This window comes from Candidatus Berkiella cookevillensis, assembly GCF_001431315.2.
In the GTDB taxonomy this organism is placed as follows: domain Bacteria; phylum Pseudomonadota; class Gammaproteobacteria; order Berkiellales; family Berkiellaceae; genus Berkiella_A; species Berkiella_A cookevillensis.
Genome location: NZ_LKHV02000001.1, coordinates 2,293,422 through 2,319,955, shown reverse-complemented (window position 1 = coordinate 2,319,955; position 26,534 = coordinate 2,293,422). Strand labels below are relative to the sequence as shown.

Sequence of the window (26,534 nt, the reverse complement as noted above, 5' to 3'; positions counted from 1 at the left end):
CTTTTATCTTTAAAAGCGATTTTTCTAGTGTAGCATTTGAGTCATTAAGCCATATCATATATAGAAAATAAATATTGTCTGTATTATTTAGATTTAATTATTTATTTTTTAATTTTCCCTGCACATCAGGTTCTTTTGGTTTAACTTCTTCATAAGCTTTGATTGCTTCATTTTGGCTGATGCCTTTGTTAGCACTTCCAGCCGAAGAAACAATTACACGTTTCATGTCTTCCATCAGTGATCCTGCTTTATTTTTAGGATCTGTGAACTTAGGGTTATCTCTTTGCAAATCCAAAATAGCACCATAAATGATATGTGCATTCTTAAGACCATCGTTAGGATCTGTTAGTGGATGTCGTGTTGTGATTTCAAGTAATTTACTAATACCGTCTAATACTTGGGTGTCAGATAAAAGGCGATGATTGGACGCTTTTTGTTTTGCCCTACTGAATAAAGAGCTTGCGATGTCCGTGGTTTTTGCAGCACTTAAAAAATCCCTTGGTTCAAATGAGGTTCCTTTTAAAACGTCTGAAATTGCCGATGCTTCTCTTTTCTTGCTGTCTTTAGACAGATCCATACCATCTAATTTAACTGTGAGTTGTATAGTTTGCGCTAATTGATCTTGTTCGAGAGGCGCAGGTATTTTTTGTTCCTGCGGTTGATCTTGTTGTATTCTTGCTTCTCTTTCTCGTTTTGCTTGAACACTAGGTTCAGCTTTTATCCAACTAGATGAGGGTGGATTCTGGGGTATTTCCACACTGCTCTTTGCCTCTATTTCTTGATCAGCTTCCTCTTCATGCTCAAGACTCTCTTCATCTTTGTTTTCCTCTATCTCAGCTTCTGGATCTGGTTCTGGCACCTTAGGTTCTTGCGCTTCAGGCTCTTTAAGTTCTTGTACTTCAGATTCTTGTTCCTCAAGTTCTTGCACTTCAAGATATTGAAGTGCTATCTCAGGTTCTTGTGCTTCAAGTTCTTGCGCTTCTTCTTCAGCTTTGTTTTCTTCTGCGAGAACTTCAGATTGAAGAGGTTCTGATTCTACAACAGGTGAAGGATTATCTCTGGCATCCAATCTTTCTCTGTAATCACGTTCTTGTTCAAGTTGTGCTTCTTGGATTTTTTTTCTGAGTTGTTCTATCTCAGAAGTTTGTGCTTGCTGATTGACAATGGGTTGTATTAAGTCAACTGTGCGAGCTTGACGCTCTTGTTGTTGCTTCAGAAATTCATCGTTTGGTTTAAAATCTTTTTTTGCATCTGCCATTATGATAGCCGCTTTGGCCTGACGTTCGGCCAATATTGCGGCATCTCTTTGAGCCTCTTCTTGCTTTCTTCGTTGTTCTGCTAGCATCTCCTGTTTGGCTTCTTGTTCTTGTTGTTTTTGTGTAGCCTTAAATTTTGGACTGGATGCAATAATATCAGCCATGTTCATAGGCGTTTTAGGTGGAGGTTTGAGAGGTTCTGGATTATCTACTTTTTCTGTTTTCTCTACTTTGCGTAATTTAGCACCCCCTAAATTGATTCCAGGCGGTGGAGGAGGAGGAGGAGGAGGAGGAGGAGGAGGAGGAGGAGGAGGTGGTGGTGGTGGTGGTGGTGGTGGTGGTGGTGGTGGCATTGATATTGAAGGAGTATCATTTGCGGGTTGTTCAGCTTCCAGCTCTTTACTTTCAGATTCTGGCTCAGCTTCAGGTAGAACCACCTCAGGCAAAGGCTTTATTTGAGTAGCTTGTTCTAATTCTTGGTATAGTTTTGCAACTGCTTGCAAATGTGCTAATTGTTGCTTTTGTTGTTCTATGGCACTTGTTTGTGCAGAGACTAAGCTTTCTAAGGAGGCAATTTGATCATCGGCAGTGAATAAGAAATCTTTTGCCGCATCAAAATTTGCTTCTAATTCTGCTAATTTTCGAGTTTGTCCTCTTAATTCACGGTGTTGTTGGTTTTCTAAGGTTTTTGCTTTATCACTTAGTTCTTTAATTTGTGCTGCAATGGCTTCTTCATTGGAGACATTACCTGGATTTTTGGCTTCATTTGATGTTGCTTGATGCGTTGTTTGTTGTTCCTTTCTTGTGCCACCACGTTCTCTAATCTGCTGAAGCATAGCTGCCATGTCGTTAACAGGTGGCGTGGGCTTTTCTGCATTGGGATCTTTAGAATCTACTTTTTTGAGCTTTGCACCCTGTTGGATTTGCGCAAACATAGCACCTTTATCGATAGGTGCAGATACATAGGCTTTTTTTATAGGCGCCGTTGTTTTCTGTTGTTTAGATCCAGGACCTCCTGGTGGTGGAGGTGGTGGGGGTGGGGCCACCAACAGGTGGAGGTGGTGGGCCGCCATTGGATGATTGTGGCTCGTGGAGCTTCGTTTTTGTTTCTGCAGCTCGAATTTGGGCTTCAAGTTTTTTGATTTCTGCAGCTGCATCTGCGATTATTTTTTCATTTTGTTTTGATTGCGTTTCTAGTTTTGAAATGATGCTCTGTTTGGCACTTTTGACAACGGCTAAAGTATTAAGGCGCTCTTCAGCTTCTGAAATCTTAGGTTTCATCTGATCTTGCGCATCTTTCACTTGTTGTAAAAATGCTTCTGTTGCCTCATTGTAAACTTTGGCTATAGCACCCTTGTGGCCATATTTCCTTTGCTTTATTTCTTCAATTTTGGCTGTGTCTACACGTATGGAGGGGAAAGTATCTTCGGATTCAGAGCCTGTATTTGACATAGTACTCTCTCTTCATTTAAGAATTAGCTTTGCTTGACATAAGTGACTCAAGCAAAATTAAGAAAGTTCATTCATTTTAATACTGAGCAAAATCAGATGGTTAAATGGTTAAAAAGTCATATGATGTGTGACTACACATAAAGTAAATGTCAGTGCTATTCAGGAAAGATTTTACCTGGATTGAGTATATTCTGGGGGTCAAATTGTGCTTTGATATTTTTCATTAGGCAGAGTGTGTCACTGTTTATTTCTTTACCAATATAATCTCGCTTTTCAATCCCTACACCATGCTCGCCAGACAAAGAGCCTTTTAGACTTAATACTTTATCAAAAAGTTGATGCAGACATTCTTTGGCTTGAGGGCCTTTGATAGGATCAAAGGGATCTACTAAAAAATTAACATGAATATTCCCATTGCCAGCATGACCGAAATTAACAACTTGTATTTCATATTGTTTAGAAAGCACTTCGGTGAATTCTAAAATTTCGCTGACTTTGCTAACAGGGACAATAATATCTTCGTTAATTTTATGCGGAGATAAGCTCCTTAAAGAAGCAGAAAGAGACTTTCTAATTTTCCATAGTTCTGTGGCTTCTTTTTCTGAGCGTGCAATATTTACTTCGAGTAAATCTGGATGCTGGATAGCCCTAACAATGGCTTGTAGATCATGATCGATAATAGAGTGACTACCATCTACTTCAATAATGAGCATGCTTTGTGCCTTTTCAGGCAGTTCAGGATGAGAGAAATTTCGCACCATGCGAATAGCATTGCCATCCATAAATTCAACGCCACAGGGGATGATGGGTTGTTGCATTACTTTAATGACAGCCGATAAAGCGCTTGGCATGGAAGAAAAGAAGGCACGTAAAGTACGTTTCGTTTCTGGAATAGGTAATAATTTTAAAATAGCAGAGGTGACGATGCCTAAAGTGCCCTCTGAGCCAATCATGAGTCGGGTTAGATCATAACCCACAGAACCTTTAGTTGTGTATACCCCAGTATGAATGGTATGCCCTGTGCCTGTAACAGCGGTTAAACCAAGCACATTATCCTTTGTTGTGCCGTATTTGACTGAGCGGGGACCCGCTGCACCACAAGCAATGTTACCGCCAATGCTGGAGTAGGGGGCACTGGTTGGATCAGGTGCCCAAAATAACCCCATTTTTTGGGCTGCTTCTTGTGCATTTTGATTTAATACGCCAGGCTCTACAACCATGAATCTGTTTTGCGGATCGATTTCGATGATTTTTTGCATGCGTTCTAAAGAGAGAACAATACCGCCGTTGATAGGGATTGCTGCGCCGGTTGTATTAGTGCCACGACCTCTTGCGATTAAAGGAATGCTATGTTGTGCGCAGAGCTTTACAAGTTTTACAACATCTTCGTGGTTAGAAGCAAACACGACAGCATCTGGGAGTGCATGTCGTCTACTATTATCATAACCATAAGCCCAGCAATCGCTAGGCTCTGTATAAAAAGACGCATCGTCAAATTGTGATTTTAATATGGCAATGAGCTGGGACGCGTCTTTTTTCATCTTGTATTAGGGATTTTGGTATTCGAAAATCTTAACAACTTTCGCTACACCCTTTGTATTGCGAGCGATATCTACTGCAATTTCCTCTTCTTCTGGTGTGACAATACCTAATAAATAAACAACGCTGTCTTCAGTGATCACTTTCACACGCGCAGGATTGAGATCACGGTTAAGTAACATAGCGCTTTTAATTTTTGTTGTAATCACACTATCAGCAGAGCGTGTCATCAGTGAGGTTGGTGTTGCTATAACAATTTCATTATGCAGCTGTTTGAACTTAGCAACATCTTTAACCGCTGCCTCTACTCTACTTCTGACTTCGTTAGAAGGCGCTTGACCAATCAGCAGAACTCTATTGTTGTAGCTAATAACAGAGACATTGGTATTTTGCTCATCTTGGGTCAGAGCATTATGAATAGATTGAACGGCTTTTAATTCAAGGCCTTTGTCATCCACAATGGTTCCTGTGGTTCTTCTGTCTTGAGACACGGCAACACCTGTGGCTGCTGAGCTTGCAACAACTGCTGCACAACCTTGTAGCACACTGAGTGTTACAGGAATGAGTAAAGCCATTTTAGCTAAATTGAGTAGGCGAGAATATTTTAAGCAACGCATGATTCTGTTCCAAATAACAAATGATCGATTAATTCACAGAGACAATGGATTATCAAGATGTGCACTTCTTGAATACGTGCTGTATTCGTTCCAGGCACTCGCAATTCAATATCTTGACCTTTTAAAATTCTTGTTAATTCACCACCATCTCGGCCAGTGAGCGCAACCACACGCATACCTTTGCTATGTGCTGCATAAACGGCATTGGTAATGTTTTCTGAGTTACCACTCGTAGAGATCACCATAAGCACATCTTGAGGTTGACCTAATCCCTTTACTTGTTTAGAAAATATTTCTTGGTATTGATAGTCATTGGCAATAGAGGTCAACGTAGAGGCATCTGTTGTTAAGGCGATTGCCGCTAAACTGGGACGCTCTCGGTCAAATCTATTTAGTAACTCAGATGAGAAATGTTGGGCATCTGCCGCAGAGCCACCATTTCCACAAACTAAGATCTTGCCTTTATCCTGTAAGGCAGCGACCAATAGCTTTCCAGCATTTTCAATGGATGGTGGTAAGGTATCTAAAGCGGCGAGCTTAGTATCGATACTATCGTTGAATAATTGTCTGATTTTGTTTTGCATAGGTTTTTTTATATTTGGATTTCTGACAAGTTAAATGTTTATGCTTTAGCGCATCATTCTACTCCAAACGCATCAGGAATCCAGGCAATGTTAAAATTTGGTTGTTTACCTGAGATAGAGATGACATCCATCCGGCAATCGCTGTCAGGATAGCGTTGTAGAAAGAACTCAGCGGTTCGAATGAGCTTGCGTTGTTTATTACGATGAATGGTTTCCTCGGGGGTACAAAAAGAAGTATTTTGTTTATAGCGAACCTCCACGAAGACAATCACCTTGCCTTCTTTCATAATGAGATCACATTCGCCCATGGCACAGCGAAACTGTCGATGTAATAAGCCTAAGCCTTTATTTATCAAGAAATCTAACGCAACTTTTTCGGCAAGATCACCCACTTGTTTCGTGTTGGATAGACTGCTTTGCTTTTTAGCAAAGAAGGGTTTATCTTTGTTAACTTTTGTGAACATATCGTAGTTACCATTCATGCAAGATCTACAGCATAAATCAAATATTTTTGAAAAGCATCCTACCCTATCTATCCTTGTGATTTTAGCTGTGCTTCTTGCATTATTGTATGGTCTTTTTTCCATTAAATGTATTAATAATCGTTATACTGAGTTTGAAGCAAAAAATCTCAAAACGATGATTAAGCAATATTACGTTGCTAACATGATTGATCAAAATATTGGGCGTTTTATTAAATTGCGAGAGCATGCGCCTTTGCAGCAGCGGAAAGAAAGACCCACTCGTCATTATGTACAAAAAATACCTGGCGTATTGGAGCGCAAATACTATGCATTGAATACAGATGCTGATGGTTTCATTGCTCCAAGCCATATACATGAGATGCCAGATGCAAAAATCGTATTTCTGGGAGGCTCGACAACGGAATGTTTGTATATGGAAGAAACAGAGCGTTTTCCTTATTTGGTAGGGCGCTCTTTAGAGAAAGCAACAGGTTTAAAAATCAATAGTTATAATGGCGGTGTCTCCGCGAATGAGTCCATGCATTCGATCAATATCTTACTGAATAAAGTACTTGCAATGAAACCTCAGGCTGTTGTGCTCATGCACAATATTAATGATTTAGTGATGTTACGTTTGCAAGGAACGTATTGGTATCAAACTTCACTTAAAAGCCACTTACAAAGCTCTAAAAATGTGTTTACGCGTTTTGAATATCCACCGAATGATCCTGCGGTAAGCAATGCCGAGATTGAAGAAGCTTTTAAGCGGAATTTAGAAACCTTTATTGCAATATGTAATATTAATAATATTGTCCCTGTCTTGATGACGCAAGCAAACCGTGTTGAGGATGATGTCTTGTATCATCGATTCAACGATATTATCAGGGAGATTGGTTTGGCGCATAAAATTACAGTGATTGATCTAGCACAACAAATCCCTAGAAACTTAGAAATGATGTATGATTCATATCACTATACAGCAAAAGGAAGTGCCTTCGCTGCGCGTATTATCAGTCGCGAGCTTGAATATATTTTTGCGGTAAAGCCCCAGGATAATGAGAAATCAGGTTAAGTATATGCCCAAAAATTTAAGATCATTCGTGTGGTATTTTTTAAAATCTCATCGTTGGGCGTTGGTTGTTTTTGCCATCGTGACCATTGTGTGGTCGATTGAACTCTCTTTAAGCCCTTATCTTCTCAAAATGGTGATTGATGGTGTGATCCGTACAGCGGCTTCTCCCGATCAAATGCTAGCGGTCATTATACTGCCAGCTATATTGTATCCATGTATGTCCATTGTCATTAATCTCAATTTTAGAATGTTTGATTATACCTGTTTGAAAATTTTTCCGAAAATAAGAGCAGATATTGTTACCTCCATGTTTGAATATCTTTCTAAGCATTCGCATCGTTATTTTGCTCAGCATTTTTCTGGTAATTTATCAAAGAAAATATTTGATCTGTATTCAGGGATTGAGCCGATTATTCAGATCCCCAATACTAATTTTATTCCTGTGACGATTGCTACAATACTTGCTTCGGTTGTCATGTACTCCGTACACCCCATATTTTGTGCTGTATTGTCGTTATGGACAGTGTTTTTTGTGAGCATCTCATATACGCTTTCCAAGCGTTCTGAGGCTTTATCTTATGCATTATCAGAGACAGATAATCAACTGGGCGGCAATGTGGTTGATAGTATTTCTAATATGATCAGTGCAAAGATATTTTCTAATACACGCTATGAAAAAACACTCATTTCTGATGCAGCGATAAAATTAATCGATAAAGATCGAAAGTTGCAAATGCATATGCTAAAAACTTTCTTTGTGCAAGGGCTTATGGTGACCACTTTATCTGCTTCCATGATGGTAGGTTTAGTATATGGAAGATTGCATAACTGGGTATCGGTGGGTGACTTTGCATTAGTGCTCAATCTATCCGGCTATATTATTATGAATGTGTGGAACGTTGGCAAAGAAATGATACGTTTTTCCAAAGAGGTAGGAAAATGTAAACAAGCATTGAACATTATTTCTGAACCACATGAAATCCAAGAGCTTCCCAATGCTGTGCCTCTTATTCTCAAGCAAGGCAATATAAAATTTGAAAAAGTAGATTTTACCTATGCAGACAATCGCTCACTGTTTAATGAACTGAGTGTGGAAATTATTGCTGGTCAAAAAGTAGGATTGGTGGGATATTCAGGGGGAGGTAAATCAACTTTTGTGAAACTCTTGTTGCGATTGCATGATGTAAACAGTGGACGTATTCTGATCGATGATCAAGATATTAAAACGGTGAGCAAAGATAGTTTACGCAATCAGATTGGATTCATTCCACAAGATACAGAGCTTTTTCATCGTTCTGTTTTTGACAATATCCGATATGGGCGATTAGAGGCAAGTGAAAAAGAAATTATTGCCGCTTCTAAAAAAGCACATTGCCATGAATTTATTGAACAATTACCTGAGGGATATCAATCCTTAGTAGGGGAGCGTGGCATTAAATTATCTGGTGGGCAAAAACAACGTATTGCAATCGCAAGAGCAATTTTAAAAAATGCACCTATCCTGCTACTGGATGAGGCTACATCCGCTTTAGATTCGGTTACAGAACGCTATATTCAAGAAAGTTTGCATGCCATGATGGAAAATAAAACCACCATTGTGATTGCACATCGTCTCTCTACTTTATCGGAGATGGATAGAATATTATTTTTCAAAAATGGAAAAATTATAGAAGATGGGTCATTTGAAACATTATTGAAAATACCAGATGGGCATTTTAAATGTCTCTGGGAAATGCAAGCAGGTGGTTTTATTCCAGATATGCCTTTTCCTGAGAGGGCTGAATAATGCAGCACCAAGCAGTTGTTATTTGGTGTGAAACAGTACTAAAAAGCAAAGGCTATAGCTTGCTTGGCTCTATAGAGCCGGTTCGATTGATGTTATGGTCAAAGGTGTATCGAATCCTAACGTCAGAAGGGTATATTTATATCAAACAGATGACGGCGCCTTTTGCGATTGAAGCAAAATTAATCCATTATCTTGTGGGTAGAGGGCTGCATGCGTTGCCAAAATTGATTGCTTATAATGAAGCCTTGCTTTGTTTTATGATGCAGGACTCAGGGACGACCTTACGCACGATATTGATGCAACACTATGACATAGATATTGCGATCCAAGGGCTGGTTACATATGCAAATATACAGCAAGAAACGAGCCAATCTCTTGAAGCACTTTTTGCACTGGGCATTCCTGATTGGCGGCTGCAGTACTTACCGCAACATTATCATACGCTATTGAGTCATGATGCTTGGTTGTTAAATGATGGCTTAAGTATGACTGAGCTTGATAACTTGAAAAAATTACATTCACAGTTTAGTGAACTTTGTGAACAACTTGCGTACTATAAAATACCTGAGACAATAGAGCATTGTGATTTTCAAGACAATAATCTTTTGCTTCAACAAGCGCGTGTCACGATTAGTGATTGGGCAGATGCTGTGGTTGCACATCCATTTTTTTCGTTACATTCATTTTTACAAAGTGCTCGGCGTAATCATGGTTTTGCAGAGAATAGTGAAATAGATAGTGCGCTCAAAAATGCTTATTTGCAAATGTGGACTGGATTTGAATCAAATCAAAGGTTATTAGAAGTATATGATTTAAGTAAGGTCATCCATCCAATTAAATTCGCAATCAGTTTCTATCGCATCACATTGTGTGCACAGACAGATGAAGATAATATTAAAGTCAGTGAATATAAAGGTACAATTACTGAAGCGTTGAGATTATTTATGAAATACGCACCTTAAAAAGACAACCCACAAAATAGGACTGTAAGTATGATTAAAACATACAAAAAGAAAGATGGAAAATTGTATGAGGGTGAAGCAGATTTTTCTACACTGACAAAGAAAGATATCATATGGTTTGATATGATCAGTCCTGATGCCGCAGAAGAAAGAAATTTAGAAGCAATATTAGGCATTGATGCGCCAACGCCTAAGGAAATGCAAGAGTTGGAAGCCTCCAGCCGACTTTATGCTGAAGGTGGGGCGATTTATCTCACAACGACTTTAGTCACTCAAGCAGATTCAGAGAATCCACAAACCAAATCTGTTACCTTTATCGTAAAAGATAAAGTACTTGTTACATTAAGATATTCTGATCCTAAAGCTTTTACTTTATTTTTAAATCGTGCATCCCGTATCCCTAGTTCTAAAATTGAAGATGGTTTTCAGGTATTCTTAGGATTGATGGAGGCAGTTATTGATCGATTATCTGATAGCTTGGAAATGATAGGGAAAAATTTAGATGAAACTTCACATATTGTTTTTCAAAATAATGGGTTTGATGAAGAGAAAAACAATGACTTGCAAAATATATTAAAAAATATTGGTAGACAAGGTGATCTAAATGGAAAAATTAGAGAAAGTTTGCTTAGTCTTTCTAGGGTGTTTAGTTATTTATTAATGGTTGGATCTGAGCACAAAGCAAAACATAAAGAGGTGTTAGATACCTATGCAAAGGATATTAGTTCATTATCAGAGCATGCTACCTACATTTCCAACAAAGTAAATTTATTGCTGGATGCAACCTTAGGTCTGATTAACATTGAACAAAATGCAATCATTAAAATATTCTCAGTAGCCGCAGTGGTTTTCCTGCCACCCACCTTAATCGCTAGTATTTATGGTATGAACTATAAATATATGCCTGAGCTTGATTGGTTATTTGGTTATCCATTTGCCATTGGTTTGATGATTGTTTCGGCCATCTTGCCTTTTTGCTATTTTAAATATCGTCGATGGTTATAGTGAGTTTTAAAAGGTAGTGTAGGTTTGGTGTGAACCAGCAATGCCCACACCAAGCAGTCTATGTGTTTATACTAAGCATTTAAGGGTTTTGCTTTGATAGACAGAGAATATTTTTTTAGCATAGGAAGGATCGGTTGCATAACCTGATTTTTGTAGGTTAATTAAAAAATCATAGGGACTTTCTGCTTCTAAAGCGGCTTGATAACGCGCACATCTTTTAAGCATAGCAACGTAATCTGAGAAGGATTCTTGAAAACCATCATAAGCCCTAAAACCAGCAACTTCTTTCACCAATTTGCCACGTCTATATTCTTTGGTATTAGTGATCACCTTTTTTTGTGAGGTTCCTTGAGAGGATTTAACGCCAAATATATTGTAGCTACTGGAGCCATCGCGACATTTAGGGATCTTTTTACCCCAGTTTGTTTCATGCGCCGCTTGGGCTACGAGTACTTTTGGATCAATGCCCAGTTCTTTTGCTGCTTCTTTTGCATGCGGGTAAATAGTTTGCGCAAAGTCAGCTGCCGAATTAAATTTTGTTTTTTCAGTAGGCTGATCTGCTGCCATGCTGGCAGTAGGTACTATCAAACATAATGTCAAAAGCATTGGATAAATGAAGTTATTTTTTATTTGTGAAATCATGCGGTAAATCTTCTAACACCCAATTTAGTTTTAATAATAACTTTTAATGAGGGGCTATGATATCGGCTCTTGAAGCAATTGTCAAAAATTAAGAATATCAACTAACATATTGAGAAGAGGCCTTCTATGAAGATAGCGCTAAAAAATGCCCAGCCATTATTTGTCATCACAGGTGCAATGGGGGGCGGAAAATCAACAATTGTACGGCAGTTAAAAACACTTGGGTTTTTCTGTGTAGATGAGCCAGCGCGTGAGATTTTAAAAGAGCAACGTGCAATTGATGGGGCAGGTGTTTATGATAAAGATAAGCGGTTATTTAAAGAATTAATGCTATCACGCTCATTGTTGCGTTATGAGCAAATGGCCAATAAGCAGATCCCTTGCTTTTTTGATCGTGGCATTCCTGACAATGTGGCGTATGCACGTTTGTTTGAGTTGGATGATAGTGCAGATATGAAAGCTTCAGAAGTTTATCGATACAATACAAACGTTTTTTTATTACCAGCCTGGAAAGATATTTATGCTATCGATGATGAGCGAACCATCTCATTTGAGGAAGCTCGTGACTTTGGAGAAGCTGTTTCATCCATCTATCGAGGTTTAGGTTATAACTTGATAGAGGTGCCTTTTGATACACCTTCTGCTAGAGCGAAGTTTATTATTAATCGTGTGATTGATATTTTGTCTTAAACTATATTATCCAGTCTTAAGTTTGACAGGCTAGGAGTAAGTAGTTACAGCCTTTAATTTTTCATAGGCCTGAATAAAGTTACCTTGCTTGATAAACTAAAATCTTGTTCTAAGCTTAAAAACATAGACTCAGATTTTAGGGATTAGATCAATGAGGCTCGGCATTATCATCATACCTTTGGGATTATTAGGCTGTACAACTATGCTTCATGCAAATACTAGTAAAATACACAGTCTCCCAAATTTAAAATTGTTGATGCCGCTACTTTTAGAGAGTGCAGACTCATATGATGCGGTTGAGCGAAATCAGGTAAAAAATAATCGAGATTTTTTATATCGTTCACCTGAGAGTACACGACCAAAGCATTCTTTTCTGTCGCCACACAACATAAGGCAGTATGTTCAAAATTTGAGAAAATACTCAGAATTGCAAGTCACCAATCAACTTGCTGTGACAGTAGGGACCTTCAAACTCGCCCCCTTGAGTGATAAGCAAATGCAGCTCATCGAAACGCATGAAGCATTTTTGCCGCGTACAAACAATGTGAGTGATGATGCAGAGAGAGGCTATGGTATTAAATTTCGCTATGCTCTCTAATACTCTTCTCTTTATATTTGCATATCAAAATCCAGGACAGCCACATTAAGTTGCTTTACCCAAAATCTTTGAGCTAGAATTCCTTTCAGTAATAGGGATATTTTTTAAGTTATGACTTTAGCTCGCTCAGAACAAATTGATTTGAATGCAACGCCGTATTATCACGTCATGAACCGATGTGTGCGCCGCAGCTTTTTGTGTGGTTTTGATGAGCTAACCCAAAAAGATTATTCGCATCGTAAAGCATGGATTGTTGATCGATTAAAATATTTAGCTGATATCTTTGCTATAAAAATCTGTGCTTATGCCATCATGAGCAACCATTATCATGTTGTTTTATATGTTGAAGATAAAAAAGCTGAAGCATGGTCAGAAGCAGAAATCATTCGTCGTTGGGCTTCTATTTTCCCCAAAGATGCTCAAAAAAATAAGCACCTAAAACAGAAAATTCAGTTTTGGAAAGAGCGTTTAACAAGCATCAGTTGGTTTATGCGTTGCTTAAATGAACGAATTGCTCGTGATGTCAATGAAGAAGATGATACCGCTGGGAGGTTTTGGGAAGGGCGTTTTAAATCCCAAGCTTTATTGGATGAAGGGGCTCTTTTAAGCGCAATGGTCTATGTTGATTTAAATCCAGTCAGAGCAGGTATTGTTCAAAAACCAGAAGATTCAGAATTTACCTCTGTTTATGAGCGTATCCAGCATATTTCTAAGCAATTAAAAATCAACAAGCCAAAATCCATCAAACAGCTCAAGCGTGAAAAAGCCGATATATATAATAATCTTGCACAACCCAAGTTCTTAGTACCTTTTGCAAACATTTCAACGCATCATTCTCATGCCATTGATTTTAAACTGGTTGATTATTTAGAGCTTGTAGACTATACAGGTCGAGTGATTCGAGATGATAAAGAAGCAGGCTCTATTCCTGAACATCTAGCCCCCATTTTAAGCAGATTACAGTTTGAACCTCAAAACTGGATATCATTGGTCAAAAATTTAAGCAAGAGCTTCTCTCATGCAGTGGGCAGTGAAATCTTAATGTTAAATTTTGCTAAAGAGGGGAGGAAAGCTTTAAAAGGCATTACCCAAGTAAAGAAATTATATTCTAGTACACACGTCGCTTAATTCAATATTTCATCTTGTTAATCATTTTATAAATTATTCATAGCCAGCATTATCAATCATAGTGGCAATTGCTACTGTTGTTATTTAACTATTGCATTATTACTTGAATCAGTGATTTTTAATTATGGCTGTCCTGATTTTCTCCCTCACAATTTTCGGTTTTTATTTGATTTTCTATCTTTTTCGTGGGCTAAGCTCTTTGAGGAGGCAGATTGATTTTGTGCGGAGACGGATGGATTTTCCTTCAAAATATGAGAGCCACGGATACTATAGGGTTTGGTTGTTGACAAAGAGATCGTTGTGTCTACTTCCGGTGTAGTCATTTTTTGTATATCGCAAGCTGCATGTGGCGTCTTATTGGCTTGTGCACGACGATACATGGGTTGTAGTTGATCCCCATAATAAGAATCAATAATAGAAAAGCCTAATTGGTTCATGATTTTGGGGTTCTGCACGCCGGCTTTCATTTGTGCATCGAATAAATCATTTCGTACACTCATGACAATACCGTGGCCAGAAAAAGAGGCTAAATCTTTTGGTATATTAGGATTAATGACTAAATTTGCTTGAATTTCTTTCCACACATCTAAAAAAGAATTTCCATTTATTTTAACTTGTGCGTTTCGAATGATTTGGTTAGGACCGGGCGCAAGGGGTAACCTTAATAAATGTGCTAGAGTTGGATTGAGTTCTAAAATTGCATTAAATGCTGCTCGAGAGACAGAGGCTCCCCAAAGAAAACGAGCAGATTGGACGTAGCAATATGCTAAGTATTGTTCTTCTCCCATTAACTCTTTCTTTTTGTCTCTCAGAGAAACATGATTTTCATCGTATAAATGATCAAGTTCTTGATATTTTTCCCAAGCAGGGAAGAATATAGATACTGTTTCTTCCATTTTCTTCCTTAAATTAGGATCTGCTTTAATCATTTCTGTAATGTGATACTCTAAAAAATTCTCTTTTGCAAAAGACTGAAAATTCCATGGATTCTCTTTTTCTTCTGACATAGCCTCTCTGAATTCTATAAAAGCGTCATAGTCGGGATGTCCTTCCTGAATGGGGTTGTTATTTGAGTCTAATCCCATGCCAAATAATATAAGTTGGCATAAATTAGACATGTAATATGAGTGTACCTGGGACTCTGCTGGTAGATAGCGATATTTGAATGCCATCTCAAATCCTAAAACAGAAGGAGAGGAAGAGAACAACACCGTTTTCTCAGGCAAGTCTAATAGGGCCTTTTGTGCAGGATTTAATTTGAAATATCGGTGAGTAGTCGTTGAATGATAAGGATTGTTTTGATAGTCAAGGCTAAGGGTTCCTGGATCTACTTTACTAGCAGTGGCGGGAAATAATCGATCATAACTCTCTTCAACGCTGGACCAATAATCATCCGCTAAGCTATAGATTTGTGAGTATATTTCAGAATTTTCTATTCCTTCTATACTAGAATTAATTGTATTTTCTGTTGTTTGTGAATGGTTAAGCTTTGAATTGTCTTGTGTGTCTTGTTCAAGTACAGTGGGATTAGCCATGCTTGTGCCAGAGATAATAGGAAGTGCGATATCCCAATCTCCACTATTATTGACTTCTGTTAGTTCAAGATAATCTTTTTGCGCCTCATCAAAACAAAGTGCTTTACCGTCGTTCCAAAACAAAGGCAGCGTTTTAAAAGCTGCGTGAAAATGTTGCCAAGCAAGATCCTCTGGAAGTGTATTTGCATCTGTGAAATTATAGGGATAAAGCATCATATTTGCATAATTTGTAATAGGATTCCACGTATTGTCGACGCGAACGCCATCTGCTCTATAGATATGACCATTTAGAATACCTTCTGCAAGTTGTCTTTTTTGACGTTTAGAAAATGGACCATCTACTGTGTGTAAAGCGGTAATGGCTTTTTGCCAGCTCTTAGTGTGTTTAAAGGTTTCTGGCAACCATGCACGTTTTGTGTGCCAACTTCCCTTTTGATGTAAGTCTAAATCTTCAGCCTTTCCTGTTCGCAGTGTATTTAGTATTTGTAAATTGATAAAGGGCATTAAGTGACAGCTTGAATCACGTTGTTGCGCGAAACAATATTCTGTTGGTTGTGAGGGACCTGTCTTTGACATATTACTATCCTCTTTAATGGCTATTTCTTGCAATCCGCATGTATTTCATTAGGAATGAAGATTATTCAGGGCTCAGTGTCTATCTGACATTGTGCCCCTTACAGCTAGAATTCATGTGCTGCGACTATAGCTTAGGACCTTGGGGTATATAAATAGTTCCCTGTATATCAACGTCAATCACTGTATCGAATTGCCTCAAATTAAATCTAACTCTATGAACGCAAAGTAGGCTTCGTTGCCTCATATTAAAAGTAACCAGGGAACGGGAGGTTACACATATGGGGTATCAAGAAAAAAAGAGCTATCTTCAAGCGATTTTGTTGCGATACGTGAATGCTGATAGGTCAAAAAAGAGTGCAATACTCAATGAGTTTTGTGCTGTATGTGGATACAATAGAAAATATGCGATTCAGCTACTAAAGAAGAAACCAGTTAAGGAAAAAAAGAGAGCGGGATTAAAACCAGTGTATGATAAACCCGCCCTCTTAGAGCCATTAAAGCAGATTTGGTTTACCGCCGACCAACCCTGTGGCAAAAGGCTAAAACCCATCATTAAACTCTGGCTGCCAAGCTATGAGTCAACCTATGGCTCTCTAGCACCTGAAATAAGGCACCGGCTATTATCAATTAGCCCTGCTACTATCGATCGCTTACTAAAGCCTATACGAGCGACAAACAAACTTAAAGGACGCTGTACAACCAAACCTGGCTGATTATTAAAATCTCATATACAAATACAATTTAGTCATTGGGATATAACACGGCCAGGTTATGTGGAAGCAGACACTGTTGCGCACTGTGGCGATAGTGTTGCTGGTCGTTTTGCTTGGAGTCTAACCGTTACAGATATTTTTACAGGTTGGACAGAAAATCGAGCCATGTGGAATAAAGAAGGTGGCCTTGTTTATGAACGTATCAGTGATATAGAAAAGGTTTTACCCTTTGAGGTTTTAGGGTTTGATTGTGATAACGGCGGTGAGTTTATTAATCATGCATTACATGATTATTTTACTAAAAGAGAAAAGCCTGTTCAGTTTACACGTTCACGCCCCTATAAAAAGAATGATAATGCTCATGTAGAACAGAAAAATTGGACGCATGTGCGAAACCTATTTGGGTATGACAGGCTAGACAAAAAGAAAACGGTTGTTTTGATGAATGATTTATACCGAAACGAATGGAGCCTGCTTCAAAATCACTTCATGCCATCGATGAAGCTAAAAAGCAAAGAGCGTATTGGCGCTAAATACAAGAAACAATATGAACCTGCAAAAACGCCTTATGAGCGGGTATTAGAGTCAGATTCTGTTGCAGATACCACAAAAGAAAAACTACAGGCTATTCATGCAACCCTTAATCCGTTTACACTTAAGAAAATAATAGAAACAAAATTGGTTGAAATATTTAAGCACATAAAAGTTAGTTCAAATGTGAGGCAACGACTCTAAGGAGAAGAAAGATGAATATTGCATATCTATTCAGCAACGGCCTCGAGCTTACTGTTTGTTTTTTATCTGCTTTTAACAAAATAAAAGTCTTTGAATTAAATGTTCTCGGTTACTTTAGTTATGAGGCAACGAACGACCCCTTGGGTTAGGTTTTGCTATGAGGCAATACGTGTATTAATTACACAGCTGTGGCTATATCTTCCTAGAAGGTGAGGATGCATGGTAATTTTTACAATCTTTAGCTGCGATGAAAGTGAAAGTTTCAAATGCTCAAGAAAGAAGAAAAATAAGACAGAGTACTTAATTGACTTTCATATCCTTTCGATGAATCATATCCCTCCCTAGAAGGAACAAATGGAGTTAGCCATGGATTCAAATACCTATTCTTATGATGTTACCCAGTATGAAAGCTTTCCATACAAGCAAACACATCCTAACCATTTATATACACTAGGTTCTTTATTTGGTTTGAAACCTAAACCTTATGCTACTGCCAGAATTCTTGAATTAGGGTGTGCCAGTGGTGGCAATCTTATTCCGATGGCATGTGGTGCGCCTGAGAATGAATGTGTGGGTATCGATTTATCCATCAAACAAATTGAAGAGGGTCGACAGGTTGTTCAATCCTTAGGCTTAAAAAATATTGATTTAAGACATCAATCCATTTTGGATTTTCATGCGAGTGAAGGGCAGTTTGATTATATTATTTGTCATGGTATTTACTCATGGGTGGATGAACCCATTCGTAATAAAATCATGCAAATTTGTCGAGAAAATTTAGCAGAACAAGGCATTGTATTTATGAGTTACAATACTTTGCCTGGTTGGAATATGGTGAAAAGTATTCGGGATATGATGAAATATCATGTTCAAAGTTTTAACACGCCACAAGAAAAAGCAACTCAAGCACGTTCTATTCTGAAATTTATTTTAGCGGGTATCAAAGATCAGAAAACGCCTTATTCAAATTTCTTAGAGTCAGAAATTAATTTATTGTCGAAGCAAAGTGACAATTATTTATTACACGATCATTTAGAAGATGTAAATCATGCGCTTTATTTTTATGAATTTGTTGAACATGCAAAACAAAATCGTTTAAATTATTTGTCAGACACTGAAATTTCTCATATGTTTCCAGCAAATTTACCGGCAGGTATTTCTCAAGAGATCAGCAAAATTACAGATATTGTACGTTTAGGGCAATATATGGATTTTGTTCGTAATCAACGATTTAGGCAAACTTTATTGTGTCATGAATCTATTGTGCTTAATCGCAATCTCCAAACCGATCAGATCATGGATTTTCATCTGAAATTTGAAGGCGTGGTCGAAGGTGATGAGAATGCGCTTTCTGTCGATGAGGCACCACTTTCTTTTAAAAATAACCTTATTACACTGACCGTTAAAAATCATTTTTCAAAAATTGCAATGTGGTTGTTATCTCAGCAGAAAAAACCTATTTTTTATGGGGATTTTATTAGTCTTTTGCTCAGAGAAACAAAAATTCAAGACAGAAATAAAATTCAACACATGCTGAATCAGGAGTTGAATTTGATGCGTCTTGCTTTGGGTGGCATTATTACACTGTCATGTGAGCCTTTACACTATGCATTAAAACCACCTACAACCCTGCGTTCAACGCCTTTAGTACAGCACCAGCTCTTGCGTTCTAGTTTGGTTACCAATCAGCGACATGAAGTTGTTAGGCTGAACACTGTAGAAAAAGTACTTTTAAAATTATGCAATGGTACGCATAGTCCACAACATATTGGACGTGCATTTGCCGAGAAACTGATTGCTGAAAAAGTACCATTATTAAAAGAAGATGGTTCCATTGTACAAGAAAAAGAAGAAATATATAGGCGCAGTGAATATATATCTAAAGAAATTTTAAATTTATTTGCAGGGAATGCCTTATTGTTAGATGCTTAATTGAAGACTTTTAAATAGTAATAGTTTTTCTACTAACTTCAATTTGTGCCTAGCTTTAAGCCTAGGTTTACGGATGCAACCCTATGGGTACGATACGGATATTTAGGCAGTATGTTGCAACACGCTTTATTGTCCTCGCAACAATAGAAGCATTTATTTTTATCTTTTCCCTTTATTTTGGATTGATGGCAGGTTTAAGAGTAAGTTGGCTTGAATTGCTTGATTACATCAACCTCTTAGCACCTGAAGCGATCTTTTTTGCTACGGTGATGTTGATATCTTTATCTATTGTAGGTTTGTATCAACGACGCCTGAAAAATGGGCGTGTAGAAATGATATCCAGGGTGGTGTTGGGGGTTGGTATTGGTACGATTCTCATTCATCAAATTTCTTATACATTGCCAGAATTGGATATGGGCAGAGAAGCTTGGTTATCGGTTATTTCTATTGCTTTTATAGGCGTTTTGATTACACGGTTGCTTATGTTTCAAGCTTTATCTTCACAAGCCTTACAGCGCAGAGTTTTGGTCTTGGGTTCTGGAGAAAAGGCAGCAAGCCTTAAAGAATCGGCATCGAAATTTGCCAATGGCCAATTTCAAATTGTTGAATATGTGCCTTTGGTTGATATTACAAAGGGAGTAGGATCTAATCTGTTGTTGGCCACAGAGAGTAATTTACTTGAGATTGCTAAAAGAGTAAAAGCAGATGAAATTGTCGTCGCTGTCGATAATAAAAAAGAAAGTTTTCCTACCAACGCTTTATTACGTTGTAAATTATTTGGTATTGAAGTAAACGATATTGTAACTTTTTATGAAAGAGAAGCGGGTATCATTAAAATTGATTGGATATCTCCCAGTTGGTTCATTTTTGCCGATGGTTTTCAAAGAGGAAAATGGCGCAAACGCTTAAAGCGTTATTCTGATGTGGTGTGCAGCGCAGGGCTATTGTTTTTGTTCTGGCCAATTATGCTATTGGTCTCTTTTGCTATTTATGTCGAAGACAGGGGTAAAGGGCCTTTGCTTTATAAGCAAAAACGTGTTGGCGAGAATGGTAAAATTTTTGAATTACTTAAATTTCGCAGCATGAAAGTGGATGCGGAAAAAAATGGCATTCCACAATGGGCACAGCAAAATGATAATCGTATCACTCGGGTTGGCCATGTCATACGTCGTTTACGATTTGATGAGTTTCCTCAAATCATTAATGTCTTCAGGGGAGAAATGAGTTTTGTAGGTCCAAGGCCAGAGCGTCCTGAATTTGTTGAAAATCTGCAAAAGACGATTCCCTACTATCAAGAGCGGCATGCCGTTAAACCTGGCATTACGGGTTGGGCACAAGTTTGTTATCCTTATGGTGCCACAGAACAAGATGCTTTTGAAAAATTACAATATGACTTATATTATGTGAAGAATAATAGTTTGTTTCTTGACTTTGTTATTTTACTGCAAACAGCCGAAGTGGTATTGTTAAGGCGCGGCTCACGCTAACAAGGATGCTCTTTTATCTATGCCACAGATAGCTTCTATCAGTCACAATTTTGGGGCTGTTGTATTTTTAACGACAACGATACTACTCTGCTTTCATCGAAGCACGCGTGAAAAAATCCCACTATTGATTATCAGCACCTTTATTACAAGTTTGTGGTGCATTTTCGCGTCCCTGTATATTGCTGAATTTTTGCCACATTACGGTATTGTTGCCTTTACGGAGGCACTGCAAGATGTGAGTTGGTGCTTTTGCCTGATTCAGTTGATTGCTTTGACACAAAATATTGAAGGAAAGCGTTGGTTTAATCATTCGCTTTTTAAGATATTTATGGGAATATGGGTTACTATATTAAGCATTAATGCCGTTTTAATACAGATTGAAGTCAATCCTGCGTGGATGGATCGTTTTGCTAAGTTAAGTTTTATTGGCAATATCTCAATGTCCGTTATTGCTTTGGCCTTGATTGAGCAGCTCTATTTGGGAACAATGCCTGAACGTCGAGGGGGCATTCAGTTTATTGCCTGCGGTTTAGGCTTAATGTTTTGCTATGATTTTTATCTATTTGCAAATGCGTTATTACTCAGTCAAATTAATCCAACTATGTGGGAAATGAGGGGCGCTGTTTGCGCACTCATTGCTCCTTTTATCACCATTGGTGTTTTTCGTAATCAAAATTGGCATTACCCATTGGCGCCATCTCGTAAACTTATTTTTAGTAGCGCTGCCTTTGTAGGGTGTGGTGTATATTTATTGATTATGGCATCTGTTGGTTATGGTATTCGGCAATTTGGGGGCAATTGGGGAAAAGCATTACAAGTTTTGTTTCTCTCGAGTAGCTTGCTTGTATTGGCATTGCTATTAACTTCTGGTCGTGTGCGTGCCTTCATTTCACAATTATTTGCTAAAAATTTATTTAGATTACGTTATGATTATCGTCAGCAATGGTTAAATATCTCTAATATATTATCTGAAAATGAGCATCAAAATAGAAATCAGCTTGTGATAAAGATGATAGCGGATTTAGTAGAGAGTCCTAAAGGATGGCTATTTGAGAAAGGGAAAAATAATCAGTTTTCTTTAATTGAAGGATGGAATATTGCACTTCCTGAGCAAGGTTTGGAGATACAAGATCCTGCCTTTGCTGCTATCTTAGATCAACTGAATAAACCCCTCGATCTCAGCACTGATGCCATTATATTGCCAGAGGCCATGCGTGAGCAGTCATGGATATGGTTAATGGTTCCTTTAAAATATTTGGATCACTGTGCTTATTTAATTGTTTTAGGATTTCCACGAACATCTTTTTCTATTAATTGGGAAGTACAAGATGTTTTGATGATGGTGGGAAGACAATTAGCCGTTACTTTGGTTCAGGCACAAGCTGCTAAAGACTTAATGGTTGCAAAGCAATTTGAAGCGTTTAATCAAGTTTCTACTTTTATTGCCCATGATCTTAAGAATATTGCGGCTCAGTTGATTTTGATGAGTAGAAACAAAGAAAAGCATGGTGATAATCCTAAATTCATTGCAAGCGTATATCAAACCATCGATCATCTAAACCTAAAATTTGATAAACTTCTTAAGCAGATTAATGTGCCCACACAAGAGATTTCTGAAACAATTGCTTTGAGAAAAGCATTAGCAGAAGTACTTGAAATACGCAGCAAAGATTTTCCTATCCCTTCTTTATCTTGGCAGTGTGATTTTGATGAGGTTGAAATAATAGGGGACTATAGCCAATTTGTTAATATTCTTACTCATTTGGTAGAAAATGCGCAACAAGCAACCTCCCATGAAGGTACAGTGAGTATAGAGATTTCTATTCAAGATAGAAAAGTAATGATTAAAGTGATAGATACAGGTAAAGGTATGTCACAGGATTTTATGAGAAGCCATTTATTTAAGCCTTTTGTATCCACCAAAGGTAAAAAAGGCATGGGAATTGGTGTGTTTCAAGCAAAAACTTATGTTGAGAATCAAAAAGGGCGTATACAAGCAACTTCGCAAGAAGGGCTTGGCACGCAATTCTGTATAGAATTTCCGATACTACATGTTGTTCAACAAAGTAACATCATCTATCGTGAGTCAGATATCATTGAACAGATTGAAAAAGTAAGCGATATAGCAAATTAAGGAAAATGCCAGTGAATGATAAACCTTGCTTATTAGTAGTCGATGACGATGCAGGCATTCGAGAACAGCTGGTCTGGGCTTTTGATGAGTTTGAAGTGGTGCAGGCTGAAAATAGACACGATGCGATTAAACAATTAAGACGTTTTGAACCTGCTGTCGTGACATTAGACTTAGGTTTACCACCTAAAGCAGATAGTTATGAAGAAGGAATGCAAACATTAAGTGAGATATTGCAATTAGCCCCCTTAACTAAAGTCATTATGGTGACAGGGCAAAGCGATAAAAAAATTGCAATAGAGGCAATTGGGCGTGGTGCTTATGATTTTTATGTTAAGCCAATTGAGCCTGAAAACTTACATCTTATTGTAACACGTGCTTTTTATCTTCAAGCTTTAGAAGTAGAAAGAAAGAAAATATTCGAGCATTCAGTGACAACACAGATCCCAGGGATGCTGACAGCCAGTAAACCAATGACTTCTGTTTGTAAAATGATCGAAAAAATTGCTCCTAATAACGTTACGACATTGTTAGCAGGAGAGAGTGGTACTGGTAAAGAGGTACTTGCTAAAGGGATCCACCATTTAAGCCCTCGGATGAAAGGGCCATTTATTGCAATTAATTGTGCTGCAATCCCAGAAAATCTATTAGAAAGCGAATTATTTGGTTATGAAAAAGGCGCTTTTACAGGCGCACATAAACAAACCAAGGGTAAGATTGAATTAGCGAATGAAGGAACACTTTTCTTGGATGAAATAGGTGATCTGCCGATTCAATTACAGCCTAAATTGCTGAGATTTTTACAAGAAAGACAAATTGAACGATTGGGGGGCAGAGAGTCGATTGCTGTAGATGTTCGTGTTATTTGCGCCACGCATCAAGATTTAAAAGAGCTGATCGCAACGAATCAATTTAGAGAAGATTTATATTATCGTTTAGCTGAAGTGACAATCACGATCCCGCCTTTACGAGAGCGGGAAGAAGATATCTTGCTGCTTGCAAAAATGTTTATGAGTAAATATAGCGAAAGCTTTAAGAAAACAACAAAACGCTTTTCTCATCAATCGCTTAAGCTTTTATTGCAATATGCTTGGCCTGGTAATGTGCGAGAATTGGAAAATCGTGTTAAACGCGCAGTAATTATGGCGGAAGGCAATGAAATAAAAGAGGAAGATCTTGATTTTGCTGCCACAGATGCACCTGATATGGCTTTCAATTTAAAGGCCATAAAGCATGAGGCAGAGAAACAAGCGATACAACGTGCTTTAAATTTTAGTCAAGGCAATGTATCTAAAGCAGCTGTTATTTTGGGGGTTACAAGGCCAACACTTTATAATTTGATGGAAAAATTGGATATCAAAGAAAAAGAATACACAGCAATGGAAGGAAGTTCACAATGTGAAAGGTTTACATAAAACCTAAATGAGTTTGAAATGAAGTTTAAAAAAAGATTATTTATGCGATTATTTATTATTATTGCTTTGTGTTTCATTGCTTTGTTGGGATGCCACTCAAGTTTGCCTTTGTTGGAAAAAGTACCTATCAATGCCTTACCTGATACGCAATATCATATTGGCCCAGGAGATTCCATACAAATATCTGTATGGAAGAATCCGGAATTTTCATTGTCTGTACTCGTAAGACCGGATGGCAAAATAAGCATTCCACTTATTGAGGATATTGCAGCTGCGCATAAAACACCTACACAGCTTGCTCATGATCTTGAACAAGCACTTTCGCATTATTTAAAAGATCCTATTGTGACAGTTATGGTTTCTAATTTTGTGGGAACTTATGAAGATAATATCAGGGTTGTCGGTGAGGCTTCTCAACCGCAGGCAATACCTTATCGTTCTGGTATGACGATATTGGATGTTATGATTATTGTGGGTGGTCTGACAGATTTTGCAGATGGCAATCGTGCAACATTGGTTAGAAAACAGAATAATGTAGAAAAATCATATCGCGCACGTTTAGATGATTTGTTGAGAGAGGGAGATATTAAAGCAAATGCATTAGTATTGCCTGGCGATGTACTTATAATTCCTGAGGCGTTTTTTTAATGGATCTATCGTTGCTATTAGATAAAGCAAAAAATTATTTAATCGGTATTTGGTTGTATCGCTGGTATGCTGTGATTAGCGCTTGGATTGTTGTATTAATAGGCTGGTCAGTGATTGCTAATTTACCAAATCACTATCAGTCTATTGCACGTGTTTATATTGATACACAATCACTCATCAAACCATTGATGAAAGATTTATCTGTCAGTACTGATTCAAATGAAAGAATCAGTCAAGTTGCACGCACTATTTTTAACCGACCTAATTTAGAAAAAATTGCTCAAATGTCAGATTTAGATTTGAATGTAAAATCCAGACATGACAAAGAAGTATTGCTTGATAAATTATTGCATGAAATAAAATTAAAGCGAGAAGGTGCTACTAATTTATTTGTCATTCGTTATGAGCATCATAGTCGTGATAAGGCTAAATTGGTTGTGCAATCTATCTTGAATTTATTTCAAGAATCCACTTTAAGTAATACACGCACAGATACAATGCAAGCCCAAAAATTTTTAGATGAGCAGATTGGTGCTTACGAAGAACAATTGGTTTTGGCAGAAATGCGTTTGGCAAATTTTAAGCGTGAGCATCTTGGCACTTTGCCAAGAGAAGATAAGACTTATTATGAACGCTTGCAGACAACAATGAGCACGCTTGAAAATACAAAGATGAAATTAGAAGTCGCCATCAAGCGCAGAGATGCTATTCAGAAACAAATTGACGGTGAAGAGCCTATCTTTGGCCTTTCTGTAAGCCATCGAAATCCTCTAAAAAATCACCCATTGGCACAAAAATTGAACCAACTTGAAGCACAAGAAATTTTACTTTTAACACGCTACACCGAAAATCACCCTGATGTTAAGAATCTTAAAAAAGAAATTGAGGAAATAAAGATAAGTCTTAGTAAAATTGAAGAGACTGATTTACTCGGCGATGCCTTTGATTCTTTGAGCCAGAATCCAGTATACCAACAGATGAGAATTGCATTCAATGAGGCCCATGCTGAAGTAGCATCTGTGCAAGCAGCTGTCAGAGAGCTTGAGGCAATAAGTAACGACATGCGTCAGAAAATAGATGCTGTTATTAAGTCAGAGATGGAGTTTGCCAGTTTAAATAGAGACTATTTAACCCATAAACAGAAATATCAATCTTTGCTTGAAAAACGAGAAGCCGCTAAATTAGCCGAAGAAATGGATGATACGCAACAGATTATTAAGTTCAGAATCATTGATCCGCCTTTTGTGCCTTTGGAACCCGCGGGACCCAATAGAATATTGTATGGCTTAGCGATGCTTTTGATAGGTGTGTTTACTGGCCTTGGTGTTGCCTTTGCACGTTCACAATTAAATCCAGCGGCATTACATAAAATGAATTTGGAATCCTTTACAGGGTTACCTGTGCTAGAGCAGATCCCTATTATTGCATCACACGCGTCAAGCCATTTGCTATACAGATATCGGACAATATGGACAGTTTGCAGTTGTTCAGCACTCTTGTTTTTAACCGCATTGTGCTTAGTGGTTTTATATTATTATCAAATAGGGCCTAGGTTTTAAGTAGATAC

General features: G+C 37.9%; 24 protein-coding genes. 16 read left to right on the top strand and 8 right to left on the bottom strand.

Annotated features, from left to right (window positions below; translation table 11 throughout):
* Positions 1-97: 97 nt before the first annotated feature.
* From CC99x_RS09635 to CC99x_RS09610, 6 genes are all read right to left on the bottom strand, one after another.
* On the bottom strand, positions 98-2,329 hold the full coding sequence (locus CC99x_RS09635; protein ID WP_259596679.1) for a WH2 domain-containing protein: 2,232 nt from the start codon (positions 2,327-2,329) through the stop codon (positions 98-100).
* Positions 2,256-2,708, bottom strand: a complete 453-nt coding sequence (locus CC99x_RS09630) for a hypothetical protein (RefSeq protein ID WP_057624863.1) — start codon at positions 2,706-2,708, stop codon at positions 2,256-2,258. Before CC99x_RS09630 ends, CC99x_RS09635 begins: the two co-directional genes overlap by 74 nt.
* Positions 2,709-2,863: 155 nt before the next feature.
* On the bottom strand, positions 2,864-4,249 hold the full coding sequence (locus CC99x_RS09625) for an FAD-binding oxidoreductase (protein WP_057624862.1): 1,386 nt from the start codon (positions 4,247-4,249) through the stop codon (positions 2,864-2,866).
* 6 nt (positions 4,250-4,255) lie between these two features.
* Entirely contained in the window at positions 4,256-4,864 is a 609-nt protein-coding gene (locus CC99x_RS09620) for a BON domain-containing protein (RefSeq protein ID WP_057624860.1), read from the bottom strand.
* Positions 4,852-5,448 carry a phosphoheptose isomerase gene (locus CC99x_RS09615; RefSeq protein ID WP_057624859.1) on the bottom strand — a complete coding sequence of 199 codons (597 nt, stop codon included), beginning with the start codon at positions 5,446-5,448 and terminating at the stop codon, positions 4,852-4,854. The genes CC99x_RS09620 and CC99x_RS09615 overlap by 13 nt, the downstream gene beginning before the upstream one ends.
* A 53-nt stretch (positions 5,449-5,501) precedes the next feature.
* Positions 5,502-5,930 (bottom strand): YraN family protein, encoded by a 429-nt coding sequence (locus CC99x_RS09610; RefSeq protein ID WP_057624858.1) that lies wholly within the window; start codon positions 5,928-5,930, stop codon positions 5,502-5,504.
* Between CC99x_RS09610 and CC99x_RS09605 the strand changes: the two genes are divergently transcribed.
* From CC99x_RS09605 to corA, 4 genes are read left to right on the top strand one after another with little or no spacing between them, the layout of a single operon-like run.
* The gene (locus tag CC99x_RS09605) at positions 5,929-6,984 is read left to right on the top strand and encodes an SGNH/GDSL hydrolase family protein (RefSeq protein ID WP_057624856.1); all 1,056 of its coding nucleotides are present in this window, start codon (positions 5,929-5,931) and stop codon (positions 6,982-6,984) included. The genes CC99x_RS09610 and CC99x_RS09605 overlap by 2 nt on opposite strands.
* Positions 6,985-6,988: 4 nt before the next feature.
* Entirely contained in the window at positions 6,989-8,770 is a 1,782-nt protein-coding gene (locus CC99x_RS09600; protein ID WP_057624854.1) for an ABC transporter ATP-binding protein, read from the top strand.
* The gene (locus tag CC99x_RS09595; RefSeq protein WP_057624851.1) at positions 8,770-9,732 is read left to right on the top strand and encodes a phosphotransferase; all 963 of its coding nucleotides are present in this window, start codon (positions 8,770-8,772) and stop codon (positions 9,730-9,732) included. The genes CC99x_RS09600 and CC99x_RS09595 overlap by 1 nt, the downstream gene beginning before the upstream one ends.
* A gap of 30 nt (positions 9,733-9,762) precedes the next feature.
* Positions 9,763-10,737 (top strand): magnesium/cobalt transporter CorA, encoded by a 975-nt coding sequence (gene corA, locus CC99x_RS09590; RefSeq protein WP_057624848.1) that lies wholly within the window; start codon positions 9,763-9,765, stop codon positions 10,735-10,737.
* 66 nt (positions 10,738-10,803) lie between these two features.
* Here corA and CC99x_RS09585 read toward each other — a convergent pair whose 3' ends face one another.
* Complete coding sequence (locus CC99x_RS09585; RefSeq protein WP_057624846.1) at positions 10,804-11,379, bottom strand: glucosaminidase domain-containing protein; 576 nt, start codon at positions 11,377-11,379, stop codon at positions 10,804-10,806.
* 126 nt (positions 11,380-11,505) lie between these two features.
* Between CC99x_RS09585 and CC99x_RS09580 the strand changes: the two genes are divergently transcribed.
* The 3 genes from CC99x_RS09580 (at position 11,506) to CC99x_RS09570 (ending at position 13,795) form a co-directional block, all read left to right on the top strand.
* Entirely contained in the window at positions 11,506-12,069 is a 564-nt protein-coding gene (locus tag CC99x_RS09580) for an AAA family ATPase (protein WP_057624844.1), read from the top strand.
* A gap of 151 nt (positions 12,070-12,220) precedes the next feature.
* Positions 12,221-12,667: a hypothetical protein gene (locus CC99x_RS09575; protein WP_057624841.1), complete on the top strand. Its 447-nt coding sequence runs from the start codon at positions 12,221-12,223 to the stop codon at positions 12,665-12,667.
* Between the two features lie 111 nt (positions 12,668-12,778).
* A complete protein-coding gene (locus CC99x_RS09570) occupies positions 12,779-13,795 on the top strand; it encodes a hypothetical protein (protein WP_057624839.1) in 1,017 nt (338 codons plus the stop codon).
* 146 nt (positions 13,796-13,941) lie between these two features.
* On the opposite strand, the gene CC99x_RS09565 is transcribed toward CC99x_RS09570, so the two are convergent.
* Positions 13,942-15,906 carry a hypothetical protein gene (locus tag CC99x_RS09565; RefSeq protein ID WP_057624838.1) on the bottom strand — a complete coding sequence of 655 codons (1,965 nt, stop codon included), beginning with the start codon at positions 15,904-15,906 and terminating at the stop codon, positions 13,942-13,944.
* A gap of 278 nt (positions 15,907-16,184) precedes the next feature.
* Between CC99x_RS09565 and CC99x_RS09560 the strand changes: the two genes are divergently transcribed.
* The 9 genes from CC99x_RS09560 (at position 16,185) to CC99x_RS09520 (ending at position 26,526) form a co-directional block, all read left to right on the top strand.
* Positions 16,185-16,619: a hypothetical protein gene (locus CC99x_RS09560; protein WP_259596678.1), complete on the top strand. Its 435-nt coding sequence runs from the start codon at positions 16,185-16,187 to the stop codon at positions 16,617-16,619.
* 60 nt (positions 16,620-16,679) lie between these two features.
* A complete protein-coding gene (locus CC99x_RS09555; RefSeq protein WP_057625119.1) occupies positions 16,680-17,354 on the top strand; it encodes a transposase in 675 nt (224 codons plus the stop codon).
* A gap of 11 nt (positions 17,355-17,365) precedes the next feature.
* Positions 17,366-17,503, top strand: coding sequence for a hypothetical protein (locus CC99x_RS09550; protein ID WP_259596574.1), 138 nt, complete (start codon positions 17,366-17,368; stop codon positions 17,501-17,503).
* Positions 17,504-17,708: 205 nt separating this feature from the next.
* Positions 17,709-19,286: a methyltransferase regulatory domain-containing protein gene (locus CC99x_RS09545; protein ID WP_057624987.1), complete on the top strand. Its 1,578-nt coding sequence runs from the start codon at positions 17,709-17,711 to the stop codon at positions 19,284-19,286.
* Between the two features lie 83 nt (positions 19,287-19,369).
* On the top strand, positions 19,370-20,773 hold the full coding sequence (locus tag CC99x_RS09540; RefSeq protein WP_057624988.1) for a TIGR03013 family XrtA/PEP-CTERM system glycosyltransferase: 1,404 nt from the start codon (positions 19,370-19,372) through the stop codon (positions 20,771-20,773).
* A gap of 19 nt (positions 20,774-20,792) precedes the next feature.
* A complete protein-coding gene (gene prsK, locus CC99x_RS09535; protein ID WP_057624989.1) occupies positions 20,793-22,907 on the top strand; it encodes an XrtA/PEP-CTERM system histidine kinase PrsK in 2,115 nt (704 codons plus the stop codon).
* A 5-nt stretch (positions 22,908-22,912) separates the two neighbouring features.
* The gene (prsR, locus tag CC99x_RS09530; RefSeq protein ID WP_305790518.1) at positions 22,913-24,319 is read left to right on the top strand and encodes a PEP-CTERM-box response regulator transcription factor; all 1,407 of its coding nucleotides are present in this window, start codon (positions 22,913-22,915) and stop codon (positions 24,317-24,319) included.
* 18 nt (positions 24,320-24,337) lie between these two features.
* On the top strand, positions 24,338-24,967 hold the full coding sequence (locus CC99x_RS09525) for an XrtA/PEP-CTERM system exopolysaccharide export protein (protein ID WP_057624990.1): 630 nt from the start codon (positions 24,338-24,340) through the stop codon (positions 24,965-24,967).
* Positions 24,967-26,526, top strand: coding sequence for an XrtA system polysaccharide chain length determinant (locus CC99x_RS09520; RefSeq protein ID WP_057624991.1), 1,560 nt, complete (start codon positions 24,967-24,969; stop codon positions 26,524-26,526). Before CC99x_RS09525 ends, CC99x_RS09520 begins: the two co-directional genes overlap by 1 nt.
* Positions 26,527-26,534: the final 8 nt, after the last annotated feature.